The organism is Streptomyces sp. NPDC001513, assembly GCF_042894695.1.
Taxonomy (GTDB): Bacteria; Actinomycetota; Actinomycetes; order Streptomycetales; family Streptomycetaceae; genus Streptomyces.
In genome coordinates, this window is the sequence record NZ_JBIAVU010000005.1 from 23,338 (window position 1) to 43,328 (window position 19,991).

Consider the following 19,991-nt stretch of genomic DNA (forward strand, 5'->3'; position numbering starts at 1 on the left):
AATTAGGCAGAACAGGTGAAGCAGCTGACCGGCCCGAGTGAACGGACGGTGAACCGTGGCGGACGACCCGGTGCGTTCCCGTCCGTTCGTACACGGTCGTCATCATCCGTTATCCGCCCGTTACCGCGGTGTGACCGCGGGCTCCCTCAGCCAGAGATGATCGAAATCGAGCCGCGCCGCCTCCACCTCGTGGCGCTGGTCGGCGTGCAGGACGCCCAGGGCGTACGCCGTCGCCGGGGCGATGCGCGGGGTGCGGGCCGCCGTCGCCGAGGCGGCCGCCGCCTCCGCCGCGTCGCGGTGGCGGTCCAGGGCCTCGCCCGCCGCCGCAGGCCTGCTCACGTCCTCGCCGAGTGCCTCCCGGGCGTACCGGTGGACCCGCAGGAGGCGGCGTACCTCGTGCCAGAGACCGTCGTGGTCCGCGTTGTACGGGCTGGGCGCCGCCTGTGTGCTCCCGCCGCGCGGCGGGAGGGCCGAGACCGCCGCCGACAGTCGGGTTTCGGCCACCGCCGCCAGGGGGACCAGGACGTCCCCGACCCGCCCCCGGGCCGCGACGGAGTCCAGCGGGACCTCCGAGGCCAGCACCGCGACCGCGTCCGCGACCGCGTGGAAGCGGGAGGAGCCGAGGGCCTGGAGGGTGGCCGAGTGGGCGCGCGTACGGGCCAGGGTGAGCTGGCGCTCCAGCAGGGCGCCGGCCCGCGCCGAGCCCACCGTCAGGGCACCGGCCGTGCCGCGCGGCGCCGGGAGCTCGGGGGACCCCGACAGCCGGTGCAGCGCGTCCATCAGCCGGGCCAGCCGGGCGGCGTACGCGTGCTCGTCGGCCAGCGTCGAGGACAGCCACACCAGCTCGGTGCGCAGCCCGTCGGCCCAGGAGGACTCGGTCACCACCCGGAAGGTGGCGAGGGAGCCGCTGATGCGGCGCGCGGCCCCCCGCAGGCTGCGCGCCGCGTCACTGCCTTCGGCCGCGTCGGCCCCGCTCTCCTCGTGCAGGCGCAGCCCGCGCAGGAAAGCGGTGGCCTGGGACCGCAGGTACGTGCCGAGCACGTCACCCGCGTCCGCCGTCGCCGTAATCGGGTCATGGTTTGGCTGAGCCACGCCGGCGCCTCCGGGCGTCTATGAGCGTCTCCTGTACGTGCCGCAGCGGCTGGCCTTCCGCGTCCGTGCTGTGCCGGGTCCACTCGCCGTCCGGGCCCAGGTGCCAGGACGAGGTGGCGTCGGACATGCCGGTTTCGAGCATCCGGTCCAGTGCCGCGCGGTGGGCCGGGTCGGCGACCCTGACCAGTGCCTCGATACGGCGGTCGAGGTTGCGGTGCATCATGTCGGCGCTGCCGATCCACACCTCGGGCTCGCCGCCGTTGCCGAAGGCGAAGACCCGGGAGTGTTCCAGGAAGCGGCCGAGGACCGAGCGGACCCGGATGTTCTCCGAGAGCCCGGGGACCCCGGGGCGCACGGCGCAGATGCCGCGCACCCAGATGTCGACGGGCACGCCCGCCTGGGCGGCCCGGTAGAGCGAGTCGATGATGGCCTCGTCGACGATCGAGTTCATCTTCATGCGCACGTAGGCGGGGCGGCCGGCCAGGTGGTGGGCGGCCTCCTTGTCGATCCGTGCGATCAGGCCGTCGCGCAGCGAGCGCGGGGCGACCAGGAGGCGGCGGTAGGTCTCGCGGCGCGAGTAGCCGGACAGCCGGTTGAAGAGGTCGGAGAGGTCCGCGCCGACCTGTGGGTCGGCGGTGAGCAGGCCGAGGTCCTCGTAGAGCCGGGCCGTCTTGGGGTGGTAGTTGCCGGTGCCGACGTGCGAGTACCGGCGCAGCTGGTCGCCCTCCTGGCGGACGACGAGGGACAGCTTGCAGTGGGTCTTGAGGCCGACGAGCCCGTACACGACGTGGCAGCCGGACTCCTCCAGCTTGCGCGCCCACTTGATGTTGGCCTGCTCGTCGAAGCGGGCCTTGATCTCGACGAGGACGAGCACCTGCTTGCCGGAGTCGGCGGCGTCGATCAGGGCGTCCACGATCGGGGAGTCGCCGGAGGTGCGGTAGAGCGTCTGCTTGATCGCGAGGACGTCCGGGTCGGCGGCGGCCTGCTCCAGGAAGGCCTGCACCGAGGTGGAGAAGGAGTCGTACGGGTGGTGCAGCAGGACGTCCCGCTCGCGCAGGGCGGCGAAGATGTCGGGCGCGGACGCGGACTCGACCTCGGCGAGGTCCCGGTGGGTGCCGGCGACGAACTTCGGGTACTTCAGCTCGGGCCGGTCCAGGGAGGCGATGCCGAAGAGGGCGGTCAGGTCGAGGGGCCCGGGCAGCGGGTACACCTCGGAGGCGTTGACGTTCAGCTCCTGGACCAGGAGGTCCAGTACGCCGGGGTCGATGGACTCCTCGACCTCCAGGCGCACGGGCGGGCCGAAGCGGCGCCGCATGAGCTCCTTCTCCAGGGCCTGGAGGAGGTTCTCGGCGTCGTCCTCCTCCACCTCCAGGTCCTCGTTGCGGGTCACGCGGAACATGTGGTGCGCGAGCACCTCCATGCCGGGGAACAGCTCCTCCAGGTGCGCGGCGATGACGTCCTCCAGCGGGACGTAGCGCTGCGGGGAGGCCTCCAGGAAGCGGGAGAGGAGCGGCGGGACCTTGACCCGGGCGAAGTGGCGGTGGCCGCTGACCGGGTTGCGTACGACGACGGCCAGGTTGAGGGAGAGGCCGGAGATGTACGGGAACGGGTGCGCGGGGTCCACGGCCAGCGGCGTCAGCACCGGGAAGATCTGGTTCCGGAACAGCGTGAAGAGGCGGGCCTGCTCCTTCTCGGTGAGATCGGGCCAGCGGATGAGGTGGATGCCCTCTTCGGCCAGCGCCGGGGAGATGTCCTGCTGGAAGCAGGCGGCGTGGCGGGCCATGAGCTCGCGCGAGCGCGTCCAGATGAGGTCCAGCACCTCGCGGGGCTGCAACCCGGAGGCGGACCGGGTGGCGACACCGGTCGCGATACGCCGTTTGAGGCCGGCCACGCGAACCATGAAGAACTCGTCGAGGTTGCTCGCGAAGATCGCCAGGAAGTTCGCGCGCTCCAGCAGGGGCGTGGTGGGGTCCTCGGCGAGCTCCAGGACGCGCTCGTTGAAGGCGAGCCAGCTGCGCTCCCGGTCGAGGAAGCGCCCCGGGGGGAGCTCGTCGCCGTCCTTGTCGTCGTACGCGTCCAGGTCGGCGTCGATATCGGGCTCGAGGTCGACGTGCGGACGGTGCGCGGAGATGGAGCCTATGCGGGCGTGGGCGCCGGTGACGGCGTTGGCCGGGCCGCCGGCCGCCTGGCCGGCGGGGGACGTCTGAGACGGGTGCTGGGCGGGGACCTCTTTGGGGCCTGCGCTGGGCTTGTGGCTCATGACTCCATTCTTCCGCGCACGCGGGAGGACAGGCGCGTCGGAAGTGTCGGCCGTCAGTCGGAGTCGGGGCTGCATTGGGGGAGAGTCGCAAGCGCGTCTTAATGCCCGGTTAATGGCGTGTGGCTTCCCGGCTCCGCCTGGCGCACGAGTCGCCTCCCGGCGGGGGTGACGGGGGGCGGGGCGCGCGCCGGCGCCCTTGCGGTGCCGGGTGCGCCCCGGCCCCGCCGGGCGCTGCCCGGACCCCGCGCCCGCGGCGTCGGCGGGGCTCAAAGATCGGGGCTCCGCCCCGGGCCCCGCGCCTCAAACTCCCCCAGCTACCGCTGGGAGGTGCCCCCAGGCGAGGCTGGATTGTGCCGGCGGGGCTGGATTGTGCGGGGCCCGGGGTGGTCAGCTTTCTGTGCGGTACATCAGGTCGACCTCGTGGGTGGTGAAGCCGAGGCCCTCGTAGACGGCGAGGGCGGCCGGGTTGTCGGCGTCGACGTAGAGCATGGCCGTCGGCAGGCCCTGGGCCGCCAGGTGGCGCAGGCCGATCGCGGTGAGGGCCTTGCCGAGGCCGCCGCCCTGGGCGCCCGGGCGGACGCCGAGCACGTAGACCTCGCCCAGCTGCTCCGCCGCGTGGACCTTCGTCCAGTGGAAGCCGACGAGCTCCCCGTCGCGCTCCGCGAGGAAGAAGCCCTTGGCGTCGAACCACGGCTGCGCGATCCGGTCGTTCAGGTCGCGCTGGGTCAGCGAGCCCTGCTCGGGGTGGTGGGCGAAGGCGGCCGCGTTGGTGGCCAGCCAGGCCTCGTCGTCGGTGCCGGGCACGAAGGTCCGTACGGTCACGCCGGGCGGGAGCGCCGCGTCCGGCAGCGGGTCGGTGTCGGCCAGCGGCCGGCGCAGCTGGCGCAGCTCGCGGAAGAGGGTCAGGCCGAGCACCTGCGCGAGGTGCCGGGCGGCCGACTTGCCGCCGTGGGCCCACACCCGCAGCCGCTTCCCGGAGGCGGCGAGCAGGGCCATGCCCATCGCCCGCCCGTGTCCGCGGCCGCGCAGGGCCGGGTGGACGACGAGCTCGGCGGCGGGGGCCTCCACCGCGTCGGTGTCCTCCAGTTGTCCGTACCCGGCGAGCCGGTCCCCCTCGGTGAGCAGGAAGTGCCGGATCCCCTCGCGCGGTCCGCCGCGCAGCTGGAGCCGTCCCTGCTCGGACACGGCGGTGGTGCCGTCCGTACGCGCCGCGTCCTCGATCAGGTCGAGTACGGCACCGGCCTGTTCCTCCGTCAGCTCGTCGAAGGTCTGAATCTGCCGTCCCGGCTCCACGGCCGTTGCTGCCTCAGTCATGACACGAGCCTACGACCGCGGCGGGTGGCGGGCGGAGTGCGGGCGCGGGGTCTGTCCGTCTTCTGCGCGTAACCAACGCGATACCCGTTACCCCCTGGTAGAGCTACGCGCGTTGACCATAGGCTTCCCCGGACCTCCCAAGCAGTATCGCTGTCCACAAAGGGGACTAAATGTCAGCGACGCCACAACGGCACCGCCGAAACCGCCGGTTGACCTTCGCCGCCCTCGCCGTCACGGCCGGGGCCGGGGCCATGGTCGCCGCCGCTCTGCCGGCCGGTGCCGCGAGTGGTGGCGGTACGGCCAAGAGCCGGACCGTCGACGTGCAGATGCTGTCGTTCAACGACTTCCACGGCACGCTGGAGCCCCCGCAGGGCTCTTCCGGCACCGTGACCGAACGTCAGGCCGACGGCACCACCAAGGCCATACCCGCGGGCGGGGTCGAGTACCTCGCGACCAGCCTGCGCGAGGCCCGCAAGGGCCACGAGTACTCCGTCACCGCGGCGGCCGGTGACATGATCGGCGGCAGCCCGATGCTGTCCGGTCTCTTCCACGACGAGCCGTCCATCGAGGCGCTCAACAAGCTCGACCTGGACGTCACCAGCGTCGGCAACCACGAGTTCGACGAGGGCAAGACCGAGCTGCGGCGCATGGCCTACGGCGGCTGCCACCCGGTCGAGGGCTGCTACGAGTTCGGCAAGGAGTTCACGGGCTCCCAGTTCCAGTACCTCGCCGCGAACGTCACCGACGAGAAGACCAAGCGCCCGCTGATGTCGCCCACCTTCGTGTGGAAGAAGGGCGACGTGAAGATCGGCTTCATCGGCGTCACCCTGGAGGGCACTCCGGACGTCGTGACCGCCGAGGGCGTCAAGGGCCTGAAGTTCGGCGACGAGATCGAGACGATCAACAAGTACGCCGCCGAGCTGAACAAGCAGGGCGTGAAGTCCATCGTCGCGCTCATCCACGAGGGCGGTCTGCCCGCGAACGGCGCCTACAACTACGACTGCAACGTCCCGGGCGCCGGCGCCGGCATCTCGGGCGCGATCGTGGACATCGCCAAGAACGTGGACTCCAAGGTCGACGCGCTGGTCACCGGCCACACGCACCAGGCGTACGCCTGCAACATCCCGGACCCGGCGGGCAACCCGCGCACGGTGACCTCGGCCGCCTCCATCGGCCGCCTGTTCACGGACACCACCCTCACCTACGACCGGCAGACCAAGGACATCGTCCGTACGCCGATCGCCTCGCCCAAGCCGGTCAACAAGGTCGTCACCCGGGACCAGCCCAAGGCCCCGGACATGACCGAGCTGATCGACCGCTGGAAGACCCTCGCGGCCCCGATCGCCAACCGCCCGCAGGGCTTCATCGCGGCCGACATCCCGGGCCGCGGTTCCGAGGCGCCCGAGAAGCCGCTCGGCGACCTGATCGCCGACGCGCAGCTGGAGGCGCTGGCCCCGGCGGACAAGGGCGGCGCGCAGCTGGCCATCATGAACCCGGGCGGCATCCGCTCGGACCTCGCCTACAAGGCCTCGGGTGACGAGGGCGACGGCGTGGTGACGTACGGCGAGTCCTTCACGGTCCAGCCGTTCACCAACATGATGAACATCGTGGACCTGACCGGCGCCCAGCTGATCACCGCGCTGCAGCAGCAGGTCAGCGGCCCGGTCAACGGTGCGAACCCGAAGATCCTGCAGGTGTCGAAGGGCTTCACGTACACCCTGGACCTGACGAAGGCGGGCGTGGACCGCATCGTCGTGGACTCGGTGAAGCTGAACGGCGCGCCGATCGACCCCGCCAAGACCTACCGGGTCGCGATGAACGAGTTCCTCGCGGGCGGCGGCGACGGCTTCACCGTCCTGAAGGAGCACAAGAACAAGCTGGTGGGCGCGTCCGACCTGGACTGCTTCAACGCCTACCTGACGAACAACTCCTCGGCGGCCAACCCGATCGCCGTGCCGGCGGCGAACCGGATCACCGTCGTCAAGTAACACCGGGCGGTACCGTGCGAAAGCGCGCGCGAAGGGGCGGTGGGCCGGTCGGCCCGCCGCCCCTTCGGCGTTCCCCGCGCACCCCCGTGGGGCGGGGATCAGAGGGTCGCCAGGAACGTCCCGACGGCCGCGTGGAATCCCTCGGGGTCCGTGAACGGGACGAAGTGGTCGCCGTCGAGGGGCACGTACGAGGTCTTCGGGCGCCGGGCGACCATCGCGTCGGCCACGGTCTGCGGGAGCGCCTGGCTGCGGGTGCCGTGGATCAGCAGGGCCGGGCAGGTGCTCGCGAGCCAGGTGCCCCAGTGGTCGCCGCCGCACGCCCGGATGGAGTCGAGCATGTCCTGGGGGTGGTAGGCGAGGCGCCAGCCGCTGCCGTCCGGGAGGGGGCGCAGCCCGTCGGCGATGAAGAGCGCGCCGACCGGCCCGGCGGCGGCGAGGAGCTCCTCGCGCGTGGGGGCGGTGTAGGGGAGGCCCTCGAGGAAGTCGAACCAGTCCGGCCCCGCGCGGAGGGGGGTCTCGATGGTGGTGTCCACGCCGATGAGCGCGGAGATCCGGTCGGGGTGGGCGGCGGCCAGGTGGTAGGCGTTGAGCCCGCCGAGGGAGTAGCCGAGGAGCGCCACGGGGGCGTCGAGGCCCAGGTGGTCGAGGAGGGCGACGGCGTCGGAGACGTAGCCCTCGCGGCGGTAGTCGGGTGCCCGGCCGGACTCGCCGTGGCCGCGCTGGTCGGGGGCGATGACCCGCCATCCGTCGCCGAGGGCGGCGGCCAGTCCCGTGAAGGCGAGGGCTTCGGACATGCCGCCGTGCAGGGCGAGGAGCGGGCGGCCGGGGCCGCCGAAGTCCAGGTAGGAGAGGGTCCGGTCGTCGATCTTCAGCTCGTGGCGCATGGCGCGTGCCTCCCGTGGGCTCGTGGATCTTCCGATGGCCTCACCCTGCCAGGATTTGGGCAAGCGCGCAATACGATTGTGTAGCGCGCTTGCCCAAAAACCTGCGCGGATACGATCCCGGCATGGGAAATCGCGAGGACCTGCTGGCCGGAGCGCGCCGCTGCCTGGAGGAGAAGGGGTACCTGCGCACGACCGTGCGCGACATCGCCTCGGCGGCGCAGGTGAGCATGGCCGCGATCGGCTACCACTTCGGGTCCCGGGAGGCGCTGCTCAACCAGGCGCTCTTCGCCGCCATGGACGAATGGGCCGCGGGGTCCGGCCGGCTCGCCGGGCAGGGGGACACCGCCGCGGAGCGGTACGCCGACACCTGGGACCGCAAGATCCGGGACTTCGCCGACATGCGCTGGCTCTGGACCGCCAACGTCGAGGCCTTCGTGCACGCGCAGTCCTCGCCCGAGCTGCTCGCGATCCTGGCCGAGGAGCAGCGAAAGTCCCGGCCCATGGTGGCCGCCCAGCTGCGCGGGGTGCCCCAGGAGGCGGTCGACGAGGGGGACGTACGGGCCCTGGGGTCGGTGCACCTCGCGCTGCTGACCGGGGTGATGGTCCAGTGCCTGACCGATCCGGAGGGGGCGCCGAGCGGCCGGGAGCTCGTCCGGGGGCTGCGGACGATGGTGGAGCTGCTCGAAGGCTGAGGCCCGGCGCCCGGGGGCGAGCCGGGGCCGGGTGGAGGACGGGTCCAGGCCTGAGAACGGGCCCTACCGACGGGTACCCATTTTGAGGTGTCCACGCCATAATCCGTTGCCATCACCGGGTCGGCAAAGGGGCGGGCATGGGCGTGGACATCGGCACGGGCAGCGGCGCGGGCGTGGGCAGACGGGCCTTCCTGGCCGGAGCGCTGGCCGCGGGCACGGCACTGGGACTGGGCGTTGCGGGGACGGCCCCGGCCTCGGCCGCGGCCCTCGGCACCCAGGACTGGATGGCCGCACTGGGAGACTCCACCGCCCTCCAGCGGATGACCATCCCCGGCACCCACGACTCCGGCGCCACCAAGGGCGGCCTCTACGTCGCCTGCCAGAACACCTCGATCGCCCAGCAGCTCGACTCCGGCATCCGCTTCCTCGACGTCCGCTGCCGGGTCTCGGGCGGGTCCTTCGCGATCCACCACGCGGCCTTCTTCCAGGACCTGATGTTCGGCGACGTCCTCGTGGCCTGCTGGAACTTCCTCGCGGCGCACCCCTCCGAGACCGTCCTGATGCGCCTCAAGCAGGAGTACTCCACCGACAGCGACGCCACCTTCCGCGCCGTCTTCGACGACTACCTGGACAACCGGGGCTGGCGCCCGCTGTTCCGGATCGCCGACGCCCTGCCCACCCTCGGCCAGGCCCGCGGGAAGGTCGTGCTCCTCGCCGACAACGGCGGTCTGCCCGGCCTGCGCTACGGCGACGGCAACGTCTTCGACATCCAGGACGACTACAACACCGAGCCCTTCGCCAAGCGCGGCCGCATCGAGAACCACTTCCGCAAGGCCGTCCAGCAGCCCGGCAGACTCTTCGTGAACTACGTCAGCACCGCCGCCTACATGCCGCCGCGCTGGAACTCCGACCGCCTCAACCCGCAGGTGCACTCGTTCGTCGACGGCGGTGAACTCGCCGGCCGGACCGGGCTCGGCATCGTCCCGATGGACTTCCCGAACACCCGCTCCGGCCTGGTCCCCTCACTGATCCGGCACAACTGACGGCTCGGAGGGCGGCGGGGTCGGCGCCCCCGGGATGCGGAGCACCGCCTCCGTGCCGGGGCCGCCGTCGGCCGCCGCCCGCAGCTCGGCGCTGCCGCCCGCGCGTGCCGCCGTACGGGCCACGATCGACAGGCCCAGCCCGCTGCCGGGCAGGGCGCGGGCCGACGGGGACCGCCAGAACCGCTCGAAGACGTGCGGCAGGTCCTCGGCCGGGATGCCCGGCCCGTGGTCCCGTACGGTCAGCTCGCCGGCCCGCAGCGTCACCTCGACCGCGCCGCCCGGCGGGCTGAACTTCACCGCGTTGTCGAGGACGTTGACCACCGCCCGTTCCAGCGCGGCCGCCTCGCCCCGTACGTACCAGGGCGCCAGGTCCGAGTCGAAGCGGAGCTCCGGACCGCGCAGGCGGGCCCGGGACAGCGCGGCCCCGGTGATCTCGTGCAGGGCGACCACCTGGAGCGGGCCGGGCGAGGCCGCGTCGGGCCGGGACAGTTCCTGGAGGTCGCCGATCAGCGAGGCCAGTTCCGTCATCTGGGCCTTGACCGAGGCCAGCAGCTCCCGCCGGTCGTCGGGCGGGATGGCCCGGCCGGTCTCCTCACTGCGGGCGAGCAGCTCGATGTTGGTGCGCAGCGAGGTCAGCGGGGTGCGCAGCTCGTGCCCGGCGTCGGCGATCAGCTGGGCCTGCCGGTCCTGGGAGGAGGCGAGGGCCGCCGTCATCGAGTTGAAGGACCGCGACAGGCGGGCGATCTCGTCGTCGCCCTCGTCGGGGATCCGTACGGTGAGGTCCTCGGTGCGGGCGATGTGCTCGACGGCGTCGGTCAGTTCGTCGACGGGCCGCAGTCCCGTACGGGCCACCCACAGGCCGGCCGCGCCGGCGCCGACGACCCCGACGCCGCAGACCAGGAGCAGCACCCAGGCCAGGGTGTACAGGGGCTTGTCGATGTCGGCGAGCGGCTTGGCGACGGACAGCGCGGCGGCCCGCCCGTCGAGGAGGGCGGGCTGGGTGTAGACGCGCACGGCCACCCCGTCGGAGGTGGTCGCGTCGTAGAGGACGGCCCCGCGCCGGCGCTGGGCGACTTCGAGGTCGGTGGCGCTGACCGGCAGGGTGCCCTTGCCGTCGACCCAGCAGTGGCCGCCGTCGGGCAGCACGATCTGCACCTGGGCGCTGAGGTTGTTCGCGGGCCGCTCCGGCAGGGCGTTGCCGGAGACGCAGCTGAGCGCCCGGAACACCTGGTTGGCCTGCGCCTCCGCGTTGGTGGCGCGCAGCGAGCTGTCCAGCTGGTCGCGCAGCTGGGCCCGCACCATCACCCACGACACCGCGGCGACGGCGGCGACGGCCAGGGCCACCGCCACCGTGACGAGCAGCGCCAGCCGGGAGCGCAGCGGGAGTGCGCGGAACCGGGCGCTCGGGCTCACTCGGGCCCGCTCTCGCCGGCGCGCAGGACGTAGCCCACCCCGCGCACGGTGTGGACGAGGCGGGGCTCGCCGCCCGCCTCGGTCTTGCGGCGCAGGTACATCACGTACACGTCCAGGGAGTTGGAGCTGGGCTCGAAGTCGAAGCCCCAGACGGTCTTGAGGATCTGCTCGCGGGTCAGGACCTGGCGCGGGTGCGCGAGGAACATCTCCAGCAGCGTGAACTCCGTACGGGTCAGTTCCACCGGGCGCCCGCCCCGGGTGACCTCGCGGGTCGCGAGGTCCATGCGCAGGTCGCCGAAGGTCAGGGCGTCCTCGTGGCCGTCGCCGCCGGCCTGCGGGGCCGCGTAGGAGCTGCGGCGCAGCAGGGCGCGGACGCGGGCGAAGAGCTCGTCGAGCTCGAAGGGCTTGACGAGGTAGTCGTCGGCGCCCGCGTCGAGGCCGGTGACGCGGTCGCCGACGGTGTCGCGGGCGGTGAGCATCAGCACCGGCGTGACGCTGCCGGCGGCGCGCAGCCGGCGGGCCGCGGTCAGCCCGTCCATCCGGGGCATCTGGATGTCCAGGACGATCAGGTCGGGGGAGTACGAGGCCGCCCGGTCGAGGGCGTCGAGCCCGTCGACGGCGGTCTGCACGGCGTACCCCTCGAAGGCGAGGCTGCGGCGCAGGGCCTCGCGTACGGCCGGTTCGTCGTCGACGACGAGGATCCGCGCTTCGCCTTCGGCGGGATTCATGGATGGGTCTCCCAGAGGTGGTGGTCGGCCGTGGGGCCCGACGGGTGACGGCGCCTCCCAGCCTCGCACGGACGCGGGGAGACACCGCCTAGAACGAGGTGCCGAAGCCGTTGGCGGTGGAGCCGTTGCCGTCGGTGCCGGAGGAGCCCGAGCCGCCGGGGCCGCCCTTGCGGAGGGAGTCCAGGTCGGCCTTGACGGTGTTGACCGGGATGGCGAAGCCGAGGCCGACGCTGCCCGCGGCGGAGCCGCCGGAGGAGGGGGAGTAGATCGCGGAGGGCATGCCCACGATCTCGCCGTTCATGTTGACCAGGGCGCCGCCGGAGTTGCCGGGGTTGAGGGAGGCGTCGGTCTGGAGGGCCTTGTACGAGGTGGTGTCCGAGCCGGTGTCCCCGTTGAACTCGCGGCCGCCGAAGGAGAAGGGCCAGCTGTCGCCGCCCTGCTGCCGGCCCTGCGGGGACTGCTGCTCGGACTTCGGCACCTTCACCTCACGGTTCAGCGCCGAGACGATGCCGCTGGTGACGGTGCCGGTCAGACCGTCGGGGGAGCCGATGGCGACGACCTCGTCGCCGACCTTGACGTTGCCGGAGTCGCCGAGCTTGGCGGGCTTGAGGTCGCTCGCCCCCTGGAGCTTGATGAGGGCCAGGTCCTTGTCGGGGTCGGTGCCGACGATCTTGGCCTGGTACTTCTTGCCGTCGCTCATCGTCACCTGGATCTCGGCGGCGCCGTCCACGACGTGGTTGTTGGTGACGATCTCCCCGTCGGCGGTGATGACGATGCCGGAGCCGGTGCCCTGGCCGGACGCGGTGCGGGTGTCGATGCGGACGACCGACGGGCTGACCTGTTCGGCGACGCCGGAGACGGTGCCGGTGCCGGTGCTCTGCGAGACGTTGGTGCCGTTGACGCCGCCGGAGCCGCCGCCCTGGTGGACCATCAGCTGCTGGACGGCGGCCGCGGTGCCGCCGCCGACCAGGGCCGCGGCGAGCGCGACGGCCGCCAGCAGGGCCACGGGCCGCTTCGCGCGGGCCGCGGGGGCGGCGTGGGCGGGGCCGTCGTGGCGGGCGTCGGGGACGGTCTCGCCGCGGATGACCGGCGGCTGGTGCGCTTCGTGCCAGCCGGGCGCGGCGGGCGGGTACGAGGGCGGCGGCGGGTACGCCGCCCCCGCCTGGGTCGGGCGGTGCTCCTGGGGGTACTCGCCTTCGCGGCGGAAGCTGTCGGTCATGGCTCTGACTCTGGCCGCCGATGATGAGAGCTTCCTGAGTCTGGCCTCAGAAGCCCGACAGAACCTTGTATGCCCCTTATAAGAACCGCTGTTGGCCGCACCGCCGCCGCCGGGCCCAGCCCCGGACCGCGGGGTCAGCGACAGCCGCAGGAGCGGCGGATCACCAGGGCCGAAGGGAACTGCTTCAGGCGTTCGCGGCGGGAGCCGGCCACGCGGAGGCCGTCGTCCAGGACGAGGTCCACCGCGGCGCGGGCCATCGCCGGGCGGTCCGAGGCGATCGTGGTCAGCGGCGGGTCCGTGAGGGCCGCCTCCTTCACGTCGTCGAAGCCGGCCACGGCCAGTTCCCCGGGCACGTCGATGCGCAGCTCCCGCGCCGCGCGCAGGACACCGATCGCCTGGTCGTCCGTGGCGCAGAAGATGGCCGTCGGCCGGTCGGGCCGCGCCAGGACCTCCAGGGCGACGGTGTACGCGTCGTAGCGGTTGTACGGGGCCTCGATGAGCCGGCCCTCGACGGAGCGGCCGGACTCCTGCATGGCCCGCCGCCAGCCCTCGACGTGGTCGGCGACCGGGTCGCCGACGGACGGGGTGTTCTCGACGCCGCCGATGCAGGCGACGTACTCGTGTCCGTGCTCGAGCAGGTGGCGGGTGGCGAGCTGGGCGCCGCCGATGTCGTCCGTGACGACGGCGACGTCGTCGATCGCCTCCGGGCGCTCGTGCAGCAGCACGACCCGGGCGTCCCAGGCCTCGATCTCGCTGGCGGCCTGCTCGCTCATGCCCTGGCTGACCAGGATGAGGCCGGAGACCCGCATGCCGAGGAAGGCCCGCAGGTAGTGGACCTCGCGCTCGGTGCGGTAGTCGGAGTTGCCGACGAGCACCATCTTCCCGCGCTCGGCGGCGGCCTGCTCGACCGCGTGCGCCATCTCCGCGAAGAACGGCTGACGGGCGTCGGGGACGATCATGCCTATGAGGTCGGTGCGCCGCGACGCCATCGCCTGGGCGACCCGGTCCGGGCGATAGCCCAGATCCTTGATCGCGGCGAGGACACGCTCGCGCGTGGCCGGGGCAACCGGCCGGGGTCCGTTGTTGATGACGTAGCTCACGACGGCGGTAGACGTACCCGCAAGTCGTGCCACGTCATCCCGCGTCACCTTGGCCACGCGCGGCAGTCTACGCGGGGTGACCTACCTCTGGGCAGGCCGTCCTGCCGAGTGAATGATCGCCGGGTTCTCCGCCGATCGGGTGACGGCCTGGGCCGGCTGCGCGGAGGTCTGCGCGGACGTCTGTGCGGACGTCTGTGCCGCGGCCTTGGCAGCCGCCTGGGCCGCGGCCTCCGCCGCCGCCCGCTCGACCTTCTCCGGCGTGACGAAGCGGTAGCCGACGTTGCGGACCGTGCCGATCAGCGACTCGTGCTCGGGGCCGAGCTTGGCGCGCAGCCGCCGTACGTGGACGTCCACCGTCCGGGTCCCGCCGAAGTAGTCGTAGCCCCAGACCTCCTGGAGCAGCTGGGCGCGGGTGAAGACCCGGCCCGGGTGCTGCGCGAGGTACTTGAGCAGCTCGAACTCCTTGAAGGTGAGGTCCAGCACCCGCCCCTTGAGCTTGGCGGAGTACGTCGCCTCGTCCACCGAGAGGTCGCCGTTGCGGATCTCCATCGGGGAGTCGTCCGAGCCGAGCTGCTGACGGCCGGTGGCCAGCCGCAGCCGCGCCTCGACCTCGGCCGGGCCGGCGGTGTCGAGGAGGACGTCGTCGATGCCCCAGTCGGCGGTGACGGCCGCGAGGCCGCCCTCGGTGACGACGAGGATCAGCGGGCAGCCGGGTCCCGTGGAGCGGAGCAGCTGGCACAGCGACCGCACCTGCGGCAGGTCGCGGCGGCCGTCCACGAGGATGACGTCGGCACCCGGGGTGTCCACGAGGGCCGGGCCCTCGGCCGGGGCCACCCGGACGTTGTGCAGCAGCAGGCCGAGGGCGGGCAGCACCTCGGTGGACGGCTGCAGTGCGTTGGTGAGCAGCAGGAGAGAGCTCATGACCGACCACCTGTCCGGTCCGGACGGTGCGCGGTTCGCTGGTCCATCACGTCGGTTCCTCCTCGGTCCCGTCGAGGACATGCGCGGTACTGCTTCGTACGTCTTGCCTGGCGCCCCTGCGGTCCCCGCGCCCTGGGGTCCGCATGGATACCACTGTTCTCGGTTCGTTCAACGCGCTGAAAGCACAAAAGGACCCGGGGGCAACGTTGCCCGGATCCTCTCGCCAAGCAGAATAGCCCACCGGCCCGTGCGCGGCCGAGCACTCTTCGACATCGCTCGCTGTGGGTTCTGCCACGCCCGCGCCCTGTGTATGCCCCGTTTTCACCGGATCGGCGGCCCGCCGGGCGGTGACGCGGGGCCGCCCCGGCGCACACGCGATGCGTTGGCGCACGCCGGGGCGGACGGCCGGAGGGGCCATCATGGAGGCCGACGGTAGAGAGCCGACGATGGGAGCAGTGCAGTGGCAACCGGAACCATCCGCTACTGGGCGGCGGCCAAGGCCGCGGCCAAGACGGCGGAGGAGCCGTACTCGGCGCGCACACTGGCCGAGGCGCTCGACGCCGTGCGGGAACGCCACCCCGGGGAGCTGACCCGGGTCCTGCTGCGCTGCTCCTTCCTCGTGAACGACGAGCCTGTGGGCAAGCGCCCGCACGATGCCGTCCTGCTGACCGAGGGGGGCACCGTCGAGGTGCTCCCCCCGTTCGCGGGCGGGTGAGCGGGAGCCGATGAGCACGCCTGAGGAACACCAGCAGCACCAGCAGCAGGAGCAGGAGGAGCTGCGGCGCCGGCAGTACGCGCAGCAGCAGGACCCGTACGGGACCCAGACCTGGCAGTCCGACACCTGGGACACCAGCCACCAGCCGGTGTATCCGGCGCTGGGCGCGGTGCCGGGGCAGCCGGCGGCGCCCGAGGGCTGGTTCCGCGACGAGGCCCCGGCCGCGCAGCCGCAGGCGCAGCCCCCGGCCCCGGCCGGCGGCTCCGACGGGTCCTGGCCGGACGGTTCCGTGGCCGGGTCCGCCGATCCCTACACGGGGTCGTACGCGGGGTCGTACGAGTACCCGGCGGCCGGCGGGCCCGCGCAGCAGCCCGTGGCTCCGGAGGGCTGGTTCCGCGACGAGGTCCCGGCCCAGGCCCAGACGCCCGCTCCGGCTCCCGTCCAGGACTGGTCGCAGGGCGGCCAGGGCGCGGGCATGCCCGCCGCGGCCGCCGAGCAGACCGCCTACATGCCGCCGTACCCCGGTCCCGCGCAGGAGGCCGCCGAGCAGACGGCCTATGTGCCGTACCCCGGCCAGGCGCAGCAGCCCGTGGCTCCGGAGGGCTGGTTCCGCGACGAGGTCCCGGCCCAGGCGCAGACGCCCGCTCCGGCTCCCGTCCAGGACTGGTCGCAGGGCGGCCAGGGCGCGGGCATGCCCGCCGCGGCCGCCGAGCAGACCGCCTACCTCCCGCCGTACCCCGGCCCCGCGGAGCAGCCGATCCCCGCCGAGCAGACCGCCTACCTCCCGCCGTACCCCGGCCCCGCGGAGCAGTCGGCCCCGGCCGAGGAGACGGCCTATCTGCCGCCGGTGCCCGCCCCCGCTCAGGACGAGGACGGCGCCGAGGCGGTGGAGGTCACCACCTGGTCCCCGCCCACCCTCGCCGGGAACACCCTGCGCGCCGTCGACCCGGCCCAGGCCCGCGCCGAAGGCCGGTCGCCGATCATCGACCCCGGTCCGCAGTCGGCCATACTGACCGCCGCCCTCGGCCTGCTGCTCGCCGGGGCCGCGGCCCTCGGGCAGTACGCCCTGCTCGTGCCGCTGATCGCCCTGCAGGCGCTCACCGCGGCCGGCTGGTTCCGCCTCAACGGCATGTGGCCGGCCCGCCAGGGCATCGCCCTCGCCTTCGCCGGAGCCGTGGTCGCCGACGTGGCCGTGCTCGCGGTGGACCGTACGTACGGCCCCGGCGCGATCGTCGGCACCCTCGGCGCCTGGGTGCTGCTCACCCTGGTCCTCCAGCTGCGCAGCCACGCGGATCCCGACGAGCGCATGTCCGGGCTGATGGCCTCGGTGGCCTCGGCCGCCCTCGCCATCATCTGCGCCGGCTACCTGGCGGCCGGTTCCGCCGCCGTCAGCGTCGGCGCGGCCGCCGTGGCGGTCGCCGTCTTCGCCCGTGCGCTGCCGCTGCCCACCGCTCCCTCGGTCGGCGTCTCGCTGGCCGCGGCCGCCGGTGCGGGCATCGCGGTCGGCGGACTGACCTCCGTCGGGGTGGGCGGGGCGCTCATCGGCCTGGTCTGCGGGGTGTGCGCGCTGATCGGGCTGCGCGTGGCGGCGTACGACTACCCGTCGAAGTTCGTGCACATGACGGCCGGTGTCGCGCTGCCGCTCGCGGCGGCCGCTCCCGCCGTGTACCTGATCGGCCGGGTGGTGGGCTGACGTTCCACTGACGGGCGCACATGGTCCACTAGATCGCTCGTACCGACTAGTAGGGGGAGGGCACGTGCGTGCTCTGCGGATCGTTGTGATCATCGGAGTGGTGCTGGGGGCGATCTTCGCCGGCGTGGACCGATGGGCCGCCGGGTACGTCGAGAACCAGCTGGCCGACAAGATCCAGGCCCGCCAGGGCCTGGCCGGCAGCTCGGAAGTGGAGATCCGCGGATTCCCCTTCCTGACCCAGGCGTTCAGTCACGAGCTGGACCGGGTCGACCTGAAGCTCAGAGGTGTCGAGGTGGTCGCTGAGGGCCGCAAGACGCGGCTCTCGGAGCTCGACGCGAGCTTCCGCAGCGTGAAGCTCAACGGTGACTACAGCGGGGGCACCGCCGAGCGGGCCGAGGGCACCGGGCGCATCACGTACGAGGACCTGACCGCGGCCTCGCAGACCGGCGCGACGCTCACCTACGGCGGGGCGCCCGGCAAGGTGAAGGTCACCGCGGCCGTGGACGTGCTCGGCAAGACCGTGACGCACAGCGTGGTGTCGACGATCTCCCTCGTGGACGCGCCGGACGGAAAGGGCGCCAAGCTCGTCCGGGTGCACGCCGACGAGGTGCCGGGCTCGGGCATACCCGGCGTGGAGAAGCTGATCCGCAAGAAGACCGACTTCGAGCGCAACCTGGAGGTCGGCATGCCGGCCGGGCTCCACCTCTCGGCCCTGACCTCGGACGAGGCCGGTGTGCACCTCACGCTGGGCGGTTCGAACGTGGTGGTGGCCGGATCGTGAGACAGTGCGGTCCGATCCGCAGAAGGGCGGGCCGCACGGCGGCTCCCGGGGGCGGCGCGGCGGCCGCCCGGGGAGTTCTTATCCCACTATCCGGACGATCCTGTCTCGGAATATGACACACCGGTGACAGGGCGGCCGATTCGTCCCTACGATCCATGGCTATGAAGCATCAGCAGGCGGACCTCACGAAGCGACGGGCAGTAGACCTGTGTCGCGTCGCCGCCATGCTCTGTCGATCCATGTGACCTGTGAGCGCATCCGCTCCATCAGCCGGACGACGGCCCCAAGGCCCTTCCCGCGTGACCGCACCCGCCTCCTGATCGCCTGACGCCTCCCCGCTCAGGGTCCGGAGCGCACCCGCAGGCACGCAGCACGCGTCACCCGCACCACCCCGCCGCACACTGCCCCGGAGGAGAACATCATGAGCCGCAGCGACGTCCTCGTAGACGCCGACTGGGTCGAGGCCCACCTGAACGACGCGAACGTCGTCGTCGTCGAGGTGGACGAGGACACGTCCGCCTACGACAAGAACCACATCAAGAACGCCGTCCGGATCGACTGGAAGCAGGACCTCCAGGACCCGGTCCGCCGCGACTTCGTGGACCAGGAGGGCTTCGAGAAGCTGCTCTCCGCCAAGGGCATCTCCAACGACGACACCGTCGTCCTCTACGGCGGCAACAACAACTGGTTCGCGTCCTACGCCTTCTGGTACTTCAAGCTCTACGGCCACCAGGACGTGAAGCTCCTCGACGGCGGCCGCAAGAAGTGGGAGCTCGACTCCCGCGACCTGGTCGACGGCAAGGACGTCCCGAGCCGCGCCGCCACCGCGTACAAGGCCAAGGCCCAGGACACCTCCATCCGCGCCTTCCGCGACGACGTCCTGGCCGCGATCGGCAGCCTGAACCTGGTCGACGTCCGCTCGCCCGACGAGTTCTCGGGCAAGCTGCTCGCCCCGGCGCACCTCCCGCAGGAGCAGTCGCAGCGCCCCGGCCACGTGCCGAGCGCCCGCAACATCCCGTGGTCGAAGAACGCCAACGACGACGGCACCTTCAAGTCCGACGAGGAGCTCAAGGCCCTCTACGAGGCCGAGGGCGTCGACCTGTCGAAGGACACCATCGCCTACTGCCGCATCGGTGAGCGCTCCGCGCTCACGTGGCTCGTGCTGCACCAGATCCTGGGCCAGACGAACGTCAAGAACTACGACGGCTCCTGGACCGAGTACGGCTCGCTCGTCGGCGTGCCGATCGAGCTCGGCCCCAACAAGTAATCCCGGGCACGCGACGCCCCGTAGTACGACCTCTCTAGGACAGGACAGAGAACATGTGTGGAGCACAGATCGGCGGGCCCGACCTCGCGACGCTCAAGCCCGGTGAGACCGCGATCCAGGGCCAGGTGACCAAGGGCGGCGAGCCCATCAGCGGTTACGTGCGGCTGCTGGACGGCGGTGGCGAGTTCACCGCCGAGGTCCCGACCTCGGCGACCGGCCAGTTCCGCTTCTACGCCGCTCCCGGCACCTGGACGCTGCGGGCGCTCGTCCCGGGTGCCCAGGCGGACCGGGCCGTCGTGGTCGCCGAGGCCGGCGGTGTGACGGACGTGGCGATCGCGGTCTGAGCACCGCACGTGTGATCGCTCGACAGATCGGCCGGAGGGCCGCACCCCAGGGGGTTGGACGCCACTGGAACGGGGTGCGGCCCTTCGTGCCGTCCCGGACCTACTCTGGAGGCATGTACGCCCGGCGCCGGCGCGCCTATTTCCTGCTCATGGGCGGATGCCTGGTCCTCTTCGTCTCCGCCTGGGCCTTCGTGCGCCTGTGGTCGGTCGAGGCCGCGGTGGCGATGTGCGTGGTCGCCATGGTCATCCCGCCGGTCGCCGCGATGATCGCGAACCGGCGCGGACCGGACGACCGCTGGTGGGACGACCCCTCGGGCGATCCGAAGTCCGACGAGTGGTGGGACGAACTGGACGGAAAGCGGCGTCACGAGGATTGATGCAGCCTTCAGATATAAGACTGTAATAAGCATTCATACAACTGCCTCCCTCCGGTGCGGGTCATGGGGTACGCGCGGGTAATCAACCTGCGCCTCCAGGCTTGTGGGGGACCCTTTTGGAACACGAACAGACCATCCCTGAGCAGCGAAAAGGGGAGGA

General features: G+C 72.3%; 19 protein-coding genes. 10 read left to right on the forward strand and 9 right to left on the reverse strand.

The window, feature by feature from the left end; genetic code table 11:
- Nucleotides 1-120: 120 nt before the first annotated feature.
- The 3 genes from ACFYZ4_RS12015 to mshD form a co-directional block, all read right to left on the reverse strand.
- Complete coding sequence (locus ACFYZ4_RS12015; protein ID WP_351299739.1) at nt 121-1,092, reverse strand: CHAD domain-containing protein; 972 nt, start codon at nt 1,090-1,092, stop codon at nt 121-123.
- Entirely contained in the window at nt 1,073-3,352 is a 2,280-nt protein-coding gene (locus tag ACFYZ4_RS12020) for an RNA degradosome polyphosphate kinase (RefSeq protein ID WP_384348146.1), read from the reverse strand. Before ACFYZ4_RS12020 ends, ACFYZ4_RS12015 begins: the two co-directional genes overlap by 20 nt.
- 387 nt (nt 3,353-3,739) lie before the next feature.
- A complete protein-coding gene (gene mshD, locus ACFYZ4_RS12025) occupies nt 3,740-4,666 on the reverse strand; it encodes a mycothiol synthase (protein ID WP_351299733.1) in 927 nt (308 codons plus the stop codon).
- A 170-nt stretch (nt 4,667-4,836) separates the two neighbouring features.
- On the opposite strand from mshD, the gene ACFYZ4_RS12030 reads away from it, so the two are divergent.
- Nucleotides 4,837-6,654: a bifunctional metallophosphatase/5'-nucleotidase gene (locus ACFYZ4_RS12030; protein WP_351299730.1), complete on the forward strand. Its 1,818-nt coding sequence runs from the start codon at nt 4,837-4,839 to the stop codon at nt 6,652-6,654.
- Nucleotides 6,655-6,752: 98 nt separating this feature from the next.
- Here ACFYZ4_RS12030 and ACFYZ4_RS12035 read toward each other — a convergent pair whose 3' ends face one another.
- On the reverse strand, nt 6,753-7,538 hold the full coding sequence (locus ACFYZ4_RS12035) for an alpha/beta fold hydrolase (RefSeq protein ID WP_390783838.1): 786 nt from the start codon (nt 7,536-7,538) through the stop codon (nt 6,753-6,755).
- A 122-nt stretch (nt 7,539-7,660) separates the two neighbouring features.
- On the opposite strand from ACFYZ4_RS12035, the gene ACFYZ4_RS12040 reads away from it, so the two are divergent.
- Together ACFYZ4_RS12040 and ACFYZ4_RS12045 are read left to right on the forward strand one after the other, a co-directional pair.
- Nucleotides 7,661-8,230 carry a TetR/AcrR family transcriptional regulator gene (locus ACFYZ4_RS12040; protein ID WP_390783839.1) on the forward strand — a complete coding sequence of 190 codons (570 nt, stop codon included), beginning with the start codon at nt 7,661-7,663 and terminating at the stop codon, nt 8,228-8,230.
- Nucleotides 8,231-8,367: 137 nt separating this feature from the next.
- On the forward strand, nt 8,368-9,273 hold the full coding sequence (locus ACFYZ4_RS12045; RefSeq protein ID WP_351296801.1) for a phosphatidylinositol-specific phospholipase C: 906 nt from the start codon (nt 8,368-8,370) through the stop codon (nt 9,271-9,273).
- On the opposite strand, the gene ACFYZ4_RS12050 is transcribed toward ACFYZ4_RS12045, so the two are convergent.
- The 5 genes from ACFYZ4_RS12050 to ACFYZ4_RS12070 form a co-directional block, all read right to left on the reverse strand.
- Nucleotides 9,253-10,686 (reverse strand): HAMP domain-containing sensor histidine kinase, encoded by a 1,434-nt coding sequence (locus ACFYZ4_RS12050; RefSeq protein WP_351296798.1) that lies wholly within the window; start codon nt 10,684-10,686, stop codon nt 9,253-9,255. The two genes, ACFYZ4_RS12045 and ACFYZ4_RS12050, sit on opposite strands and share 21 nt — an antisense overlap.
- Nucleotides 10,683-11,414 (reverse strand): response regulator transcription factor, encoded by a 732-nt coding sequence (locus ACFYZ4_RS12055; protein WP_351296795.1) that lies wholly within the window; start codon nt 11,412-11,414, stop codon nt 10,683-10,685. The genes ACFYZ4_RS12050 and ACFYZ4_RS12055 overlap by 4 nt, the downstream gene beginning before the upstream one ends.
- A gap of 88 nt (nt 11,415-11,502) precedes the next feature.
- A complete protein-coding gene (locus ACFYZ4_RS12060; RefSeq protein ID WP_390783840.1) occupies nt 11,503-12,633 on the reverse strand; it encodes a S1C family serine protease in 1,131 nt (376 codons plus the stop codon).
- Nucleotides 12,634-12,767: 134 nt separating this feature from the next.
- Nucleotides 12,768-13,790: a LacI family DNA-binding transcriptional regulator gene (locus tag ACFYZ4_RS12065; RefSeq protein WP_327263186.1), complete on the reverse strand. Its 1,023-nt coding sequence runs from the start codon at nt 13,788-13,790 to the stop codon at nt 12,768-12,770.
- 24 nt (nt 13,791-13,814) lie between these two features.
- A complete protein-coding gene (locus ACFYZ4_RS12070; protein WP_390783841.1) occupies nt 13,815-14,654 on the reverse strand; it encodes a response regulator transcription factor in 840 nt (279 codons plus the stop codon).
- A 460-nt stretch (nt 14,655-15,114) separates the two neighbouring features.
- Here ACFYZ4_RS12070 and ACFYZ4_RS12075 point away from each other — a divergent pair, with 460 nt between their 5' ends.
- The 7 genes from ACFYZ4_RS12075 (at nt 15,115) to ACFYZ4_RS12105 (ending at nt 19,831) form a co-directional block, all read left to right on the forward strand.
- Nucleotides 15,115-15,369, forward strand: a complete 255-nt coding sequence (locus ACFYZ4_RS12075) for a MoaD/ThiS family protein (protein ID WP_030718384.1) — start codon at nt 15,115-15,117, stop codon at nt 15,367-15,369.
- Between the two features lie 10 nt (nt 15,370-15,379).
- Nucleotides 15,380-17,062 carry a hypothetical protein gene (locus ACFYZ4_RS12080; protein WP_390783842.1) on the forward strand — a complete coding sequence of 561 codons (1,683 nt, stop codon included), beginning with the start codon at nt 15,380-15,382 and terminating at the stop codon, nt 17,060-17,062.
- A 64-nt stretch (nt 17,063-17,126) separates the two neighbouring features.
- Nucleotides 17,127-17,843: a DUF2993 domain-containing protein gene (locus ACFYZ4_RS12085; RefSeq protein WP_384347510.1), complete on the forward strand. Its 717-nt coding sequence runs from the start codon at nt 17,127-17,129 to the stop codon at nt 17,841-17,843.
- Between the two features lie 161 nt (nt 17,844-18,004).
- Complete coding sequence (locus ACFYZ4_RS12090) at nt 18,005-18,088, forward strand: putative leader peptide (protein WP_350206375.1); 84 nt, start codon at nt 18,005-18,007, stop codon at nt 18,086-18,088.
- A 176-nt stretch (nt 18,089-18,264) separates the two neighbouring features.
- Nucleotides 18,265-19,110, forward strand: a complete 846-nt coding sequence (locus ACFYZ4_RS12095) for a sulfurtransferase (protein WP_351296783.1) — start codon at nt 18,265-18,267, stop codon at nt 19,108-19,110.
- A 53-nt stretch (nt 19,111-19,163) separates the two neighbouring features.
- The gene (locus tag ACFYZ4_RS12100) at nt 19,164-19,454 is read left to right on the forward strand and encodes a DUF1416 domain-containing protein (RefSeq protein WP_030718391.1); all 291 of its coding nucleotides are present in this window, start codon (nt 19,164-19,166) and stop codon (nt 19,452-19,454) included.
- A 113-nt stretch (nt 19,455-19,567) separates the two neighbouring features.
- Complete coding sequence (locus tag ACFYZ4_RS12105) at nt 19,568-19,831, forward strand: DUF3099 domain-containing protein (protein ID WP_189973161.1); 264 nt, start codon at nt 19,568-19,570, stop codon at nt 19,829-19,831.
- Nucleotides 19,832-19,991 lie beyond the last annotated feature (160 nt).

Coding starts and splice junctions, on each gene's coding strand:
- ACFYZ4_RS12020 (WP_384348146.1), bottom strand. CDS start 3,352: ATGAGCCACAAGCCCAGCGCAGGCCCCAAAGAGGTCCCCGCCCAGCAC.
- mshD (WP_351299733.1), bottom strand. CDS start 4,666: ATGACTGAGGCAGCAACGGCCGTGGAGCCGGGACGGCAGATTCAGACC.
- ACFYZ4_RS12030 (WP_351299730.1), top strand. CDS start 4,837: ATGTCAGCGACGCCACAACGGCACCGCCGAAACCGCCGGTTGACCTTC.
- ACFYZ4_RS12035 (WP_390783838.1), bottom strand. CDS start 7,538: ATGCGCCACGAGCTGAAGATCGACGACCGGACCCTCTCCTACCTGGAC.
- ACFYZ4_RS12040 (WP_390783839.1), top strand. CDS start 7,661: ATGGGAAATCGCGAGGACCTGCTGGCCGGAGCGCGCCGCTGCCTGGAG.
- ACFYZ4_RS12045 (WP_351296801.1), top strand. CDS start 8,368: ATGGGCGTGGACATCGGCACGGGCAGCGGCGCGGGCGTGGGCAGACGG.
- ACFYZ4_RS12055 (WP_351296795.1), bottom strand. CDS start 11,414: ATGAATCCCGCCGAAGGCGAAGCGCGGATCCTCGTCGTCGACGACGAA.
- ACFYZ4_RS12060 (WP_390783840.1), bottom strand. CDS start 12,633: ATGACCGACAGCTTCCGCCGCGAAGGCGAGTACCCCCAGGAGCACCGC.
- ACFYZ4_RS12070 (WP_390783841.1), bottom strand. CDS start 14,654: ATGAGCTCTCTCCTGCTGCTCACCAACGCACTGCAGCCGTCCACCGAG.
- ACFYZ4_RS12080 (WP_390783842.1), top strand. CDS start 15,380: ATGAGCACGCCTGAGGAACACCAGCAGCACCAGCAGCAGGAGCAGGAG.
- ACFYZ4_RS12090 (WP_350206375.1), top strand. CDS start 18,005: ATGAAGCATCAGCAGGCGGACCTCACGAAGCGACGGGCAGTAGACCTG.
- ACFYZ4_RS12095 (WP_351296783.1), top strand. CDS start 18,265: ATGAGCCGCAGCGACGTCCTCGTAGACGCCGACTGGGTCGAGGCCCAC.
- ACFYZ4_RS12100 (WP_030718391.1), top strand. CDS start 19,164: ATGTGTGGAGCACAGATCGGCGGGCCCGACCTCGCGACGCTCAAGCCC.
- ACFYZ4_RS12105 (WP_189973161.1), top strand. CDS start 19,568: ATGTACGCCCGGCGCCGGCGCGCCTATTTCCTGCTCATGGGCGGATGC.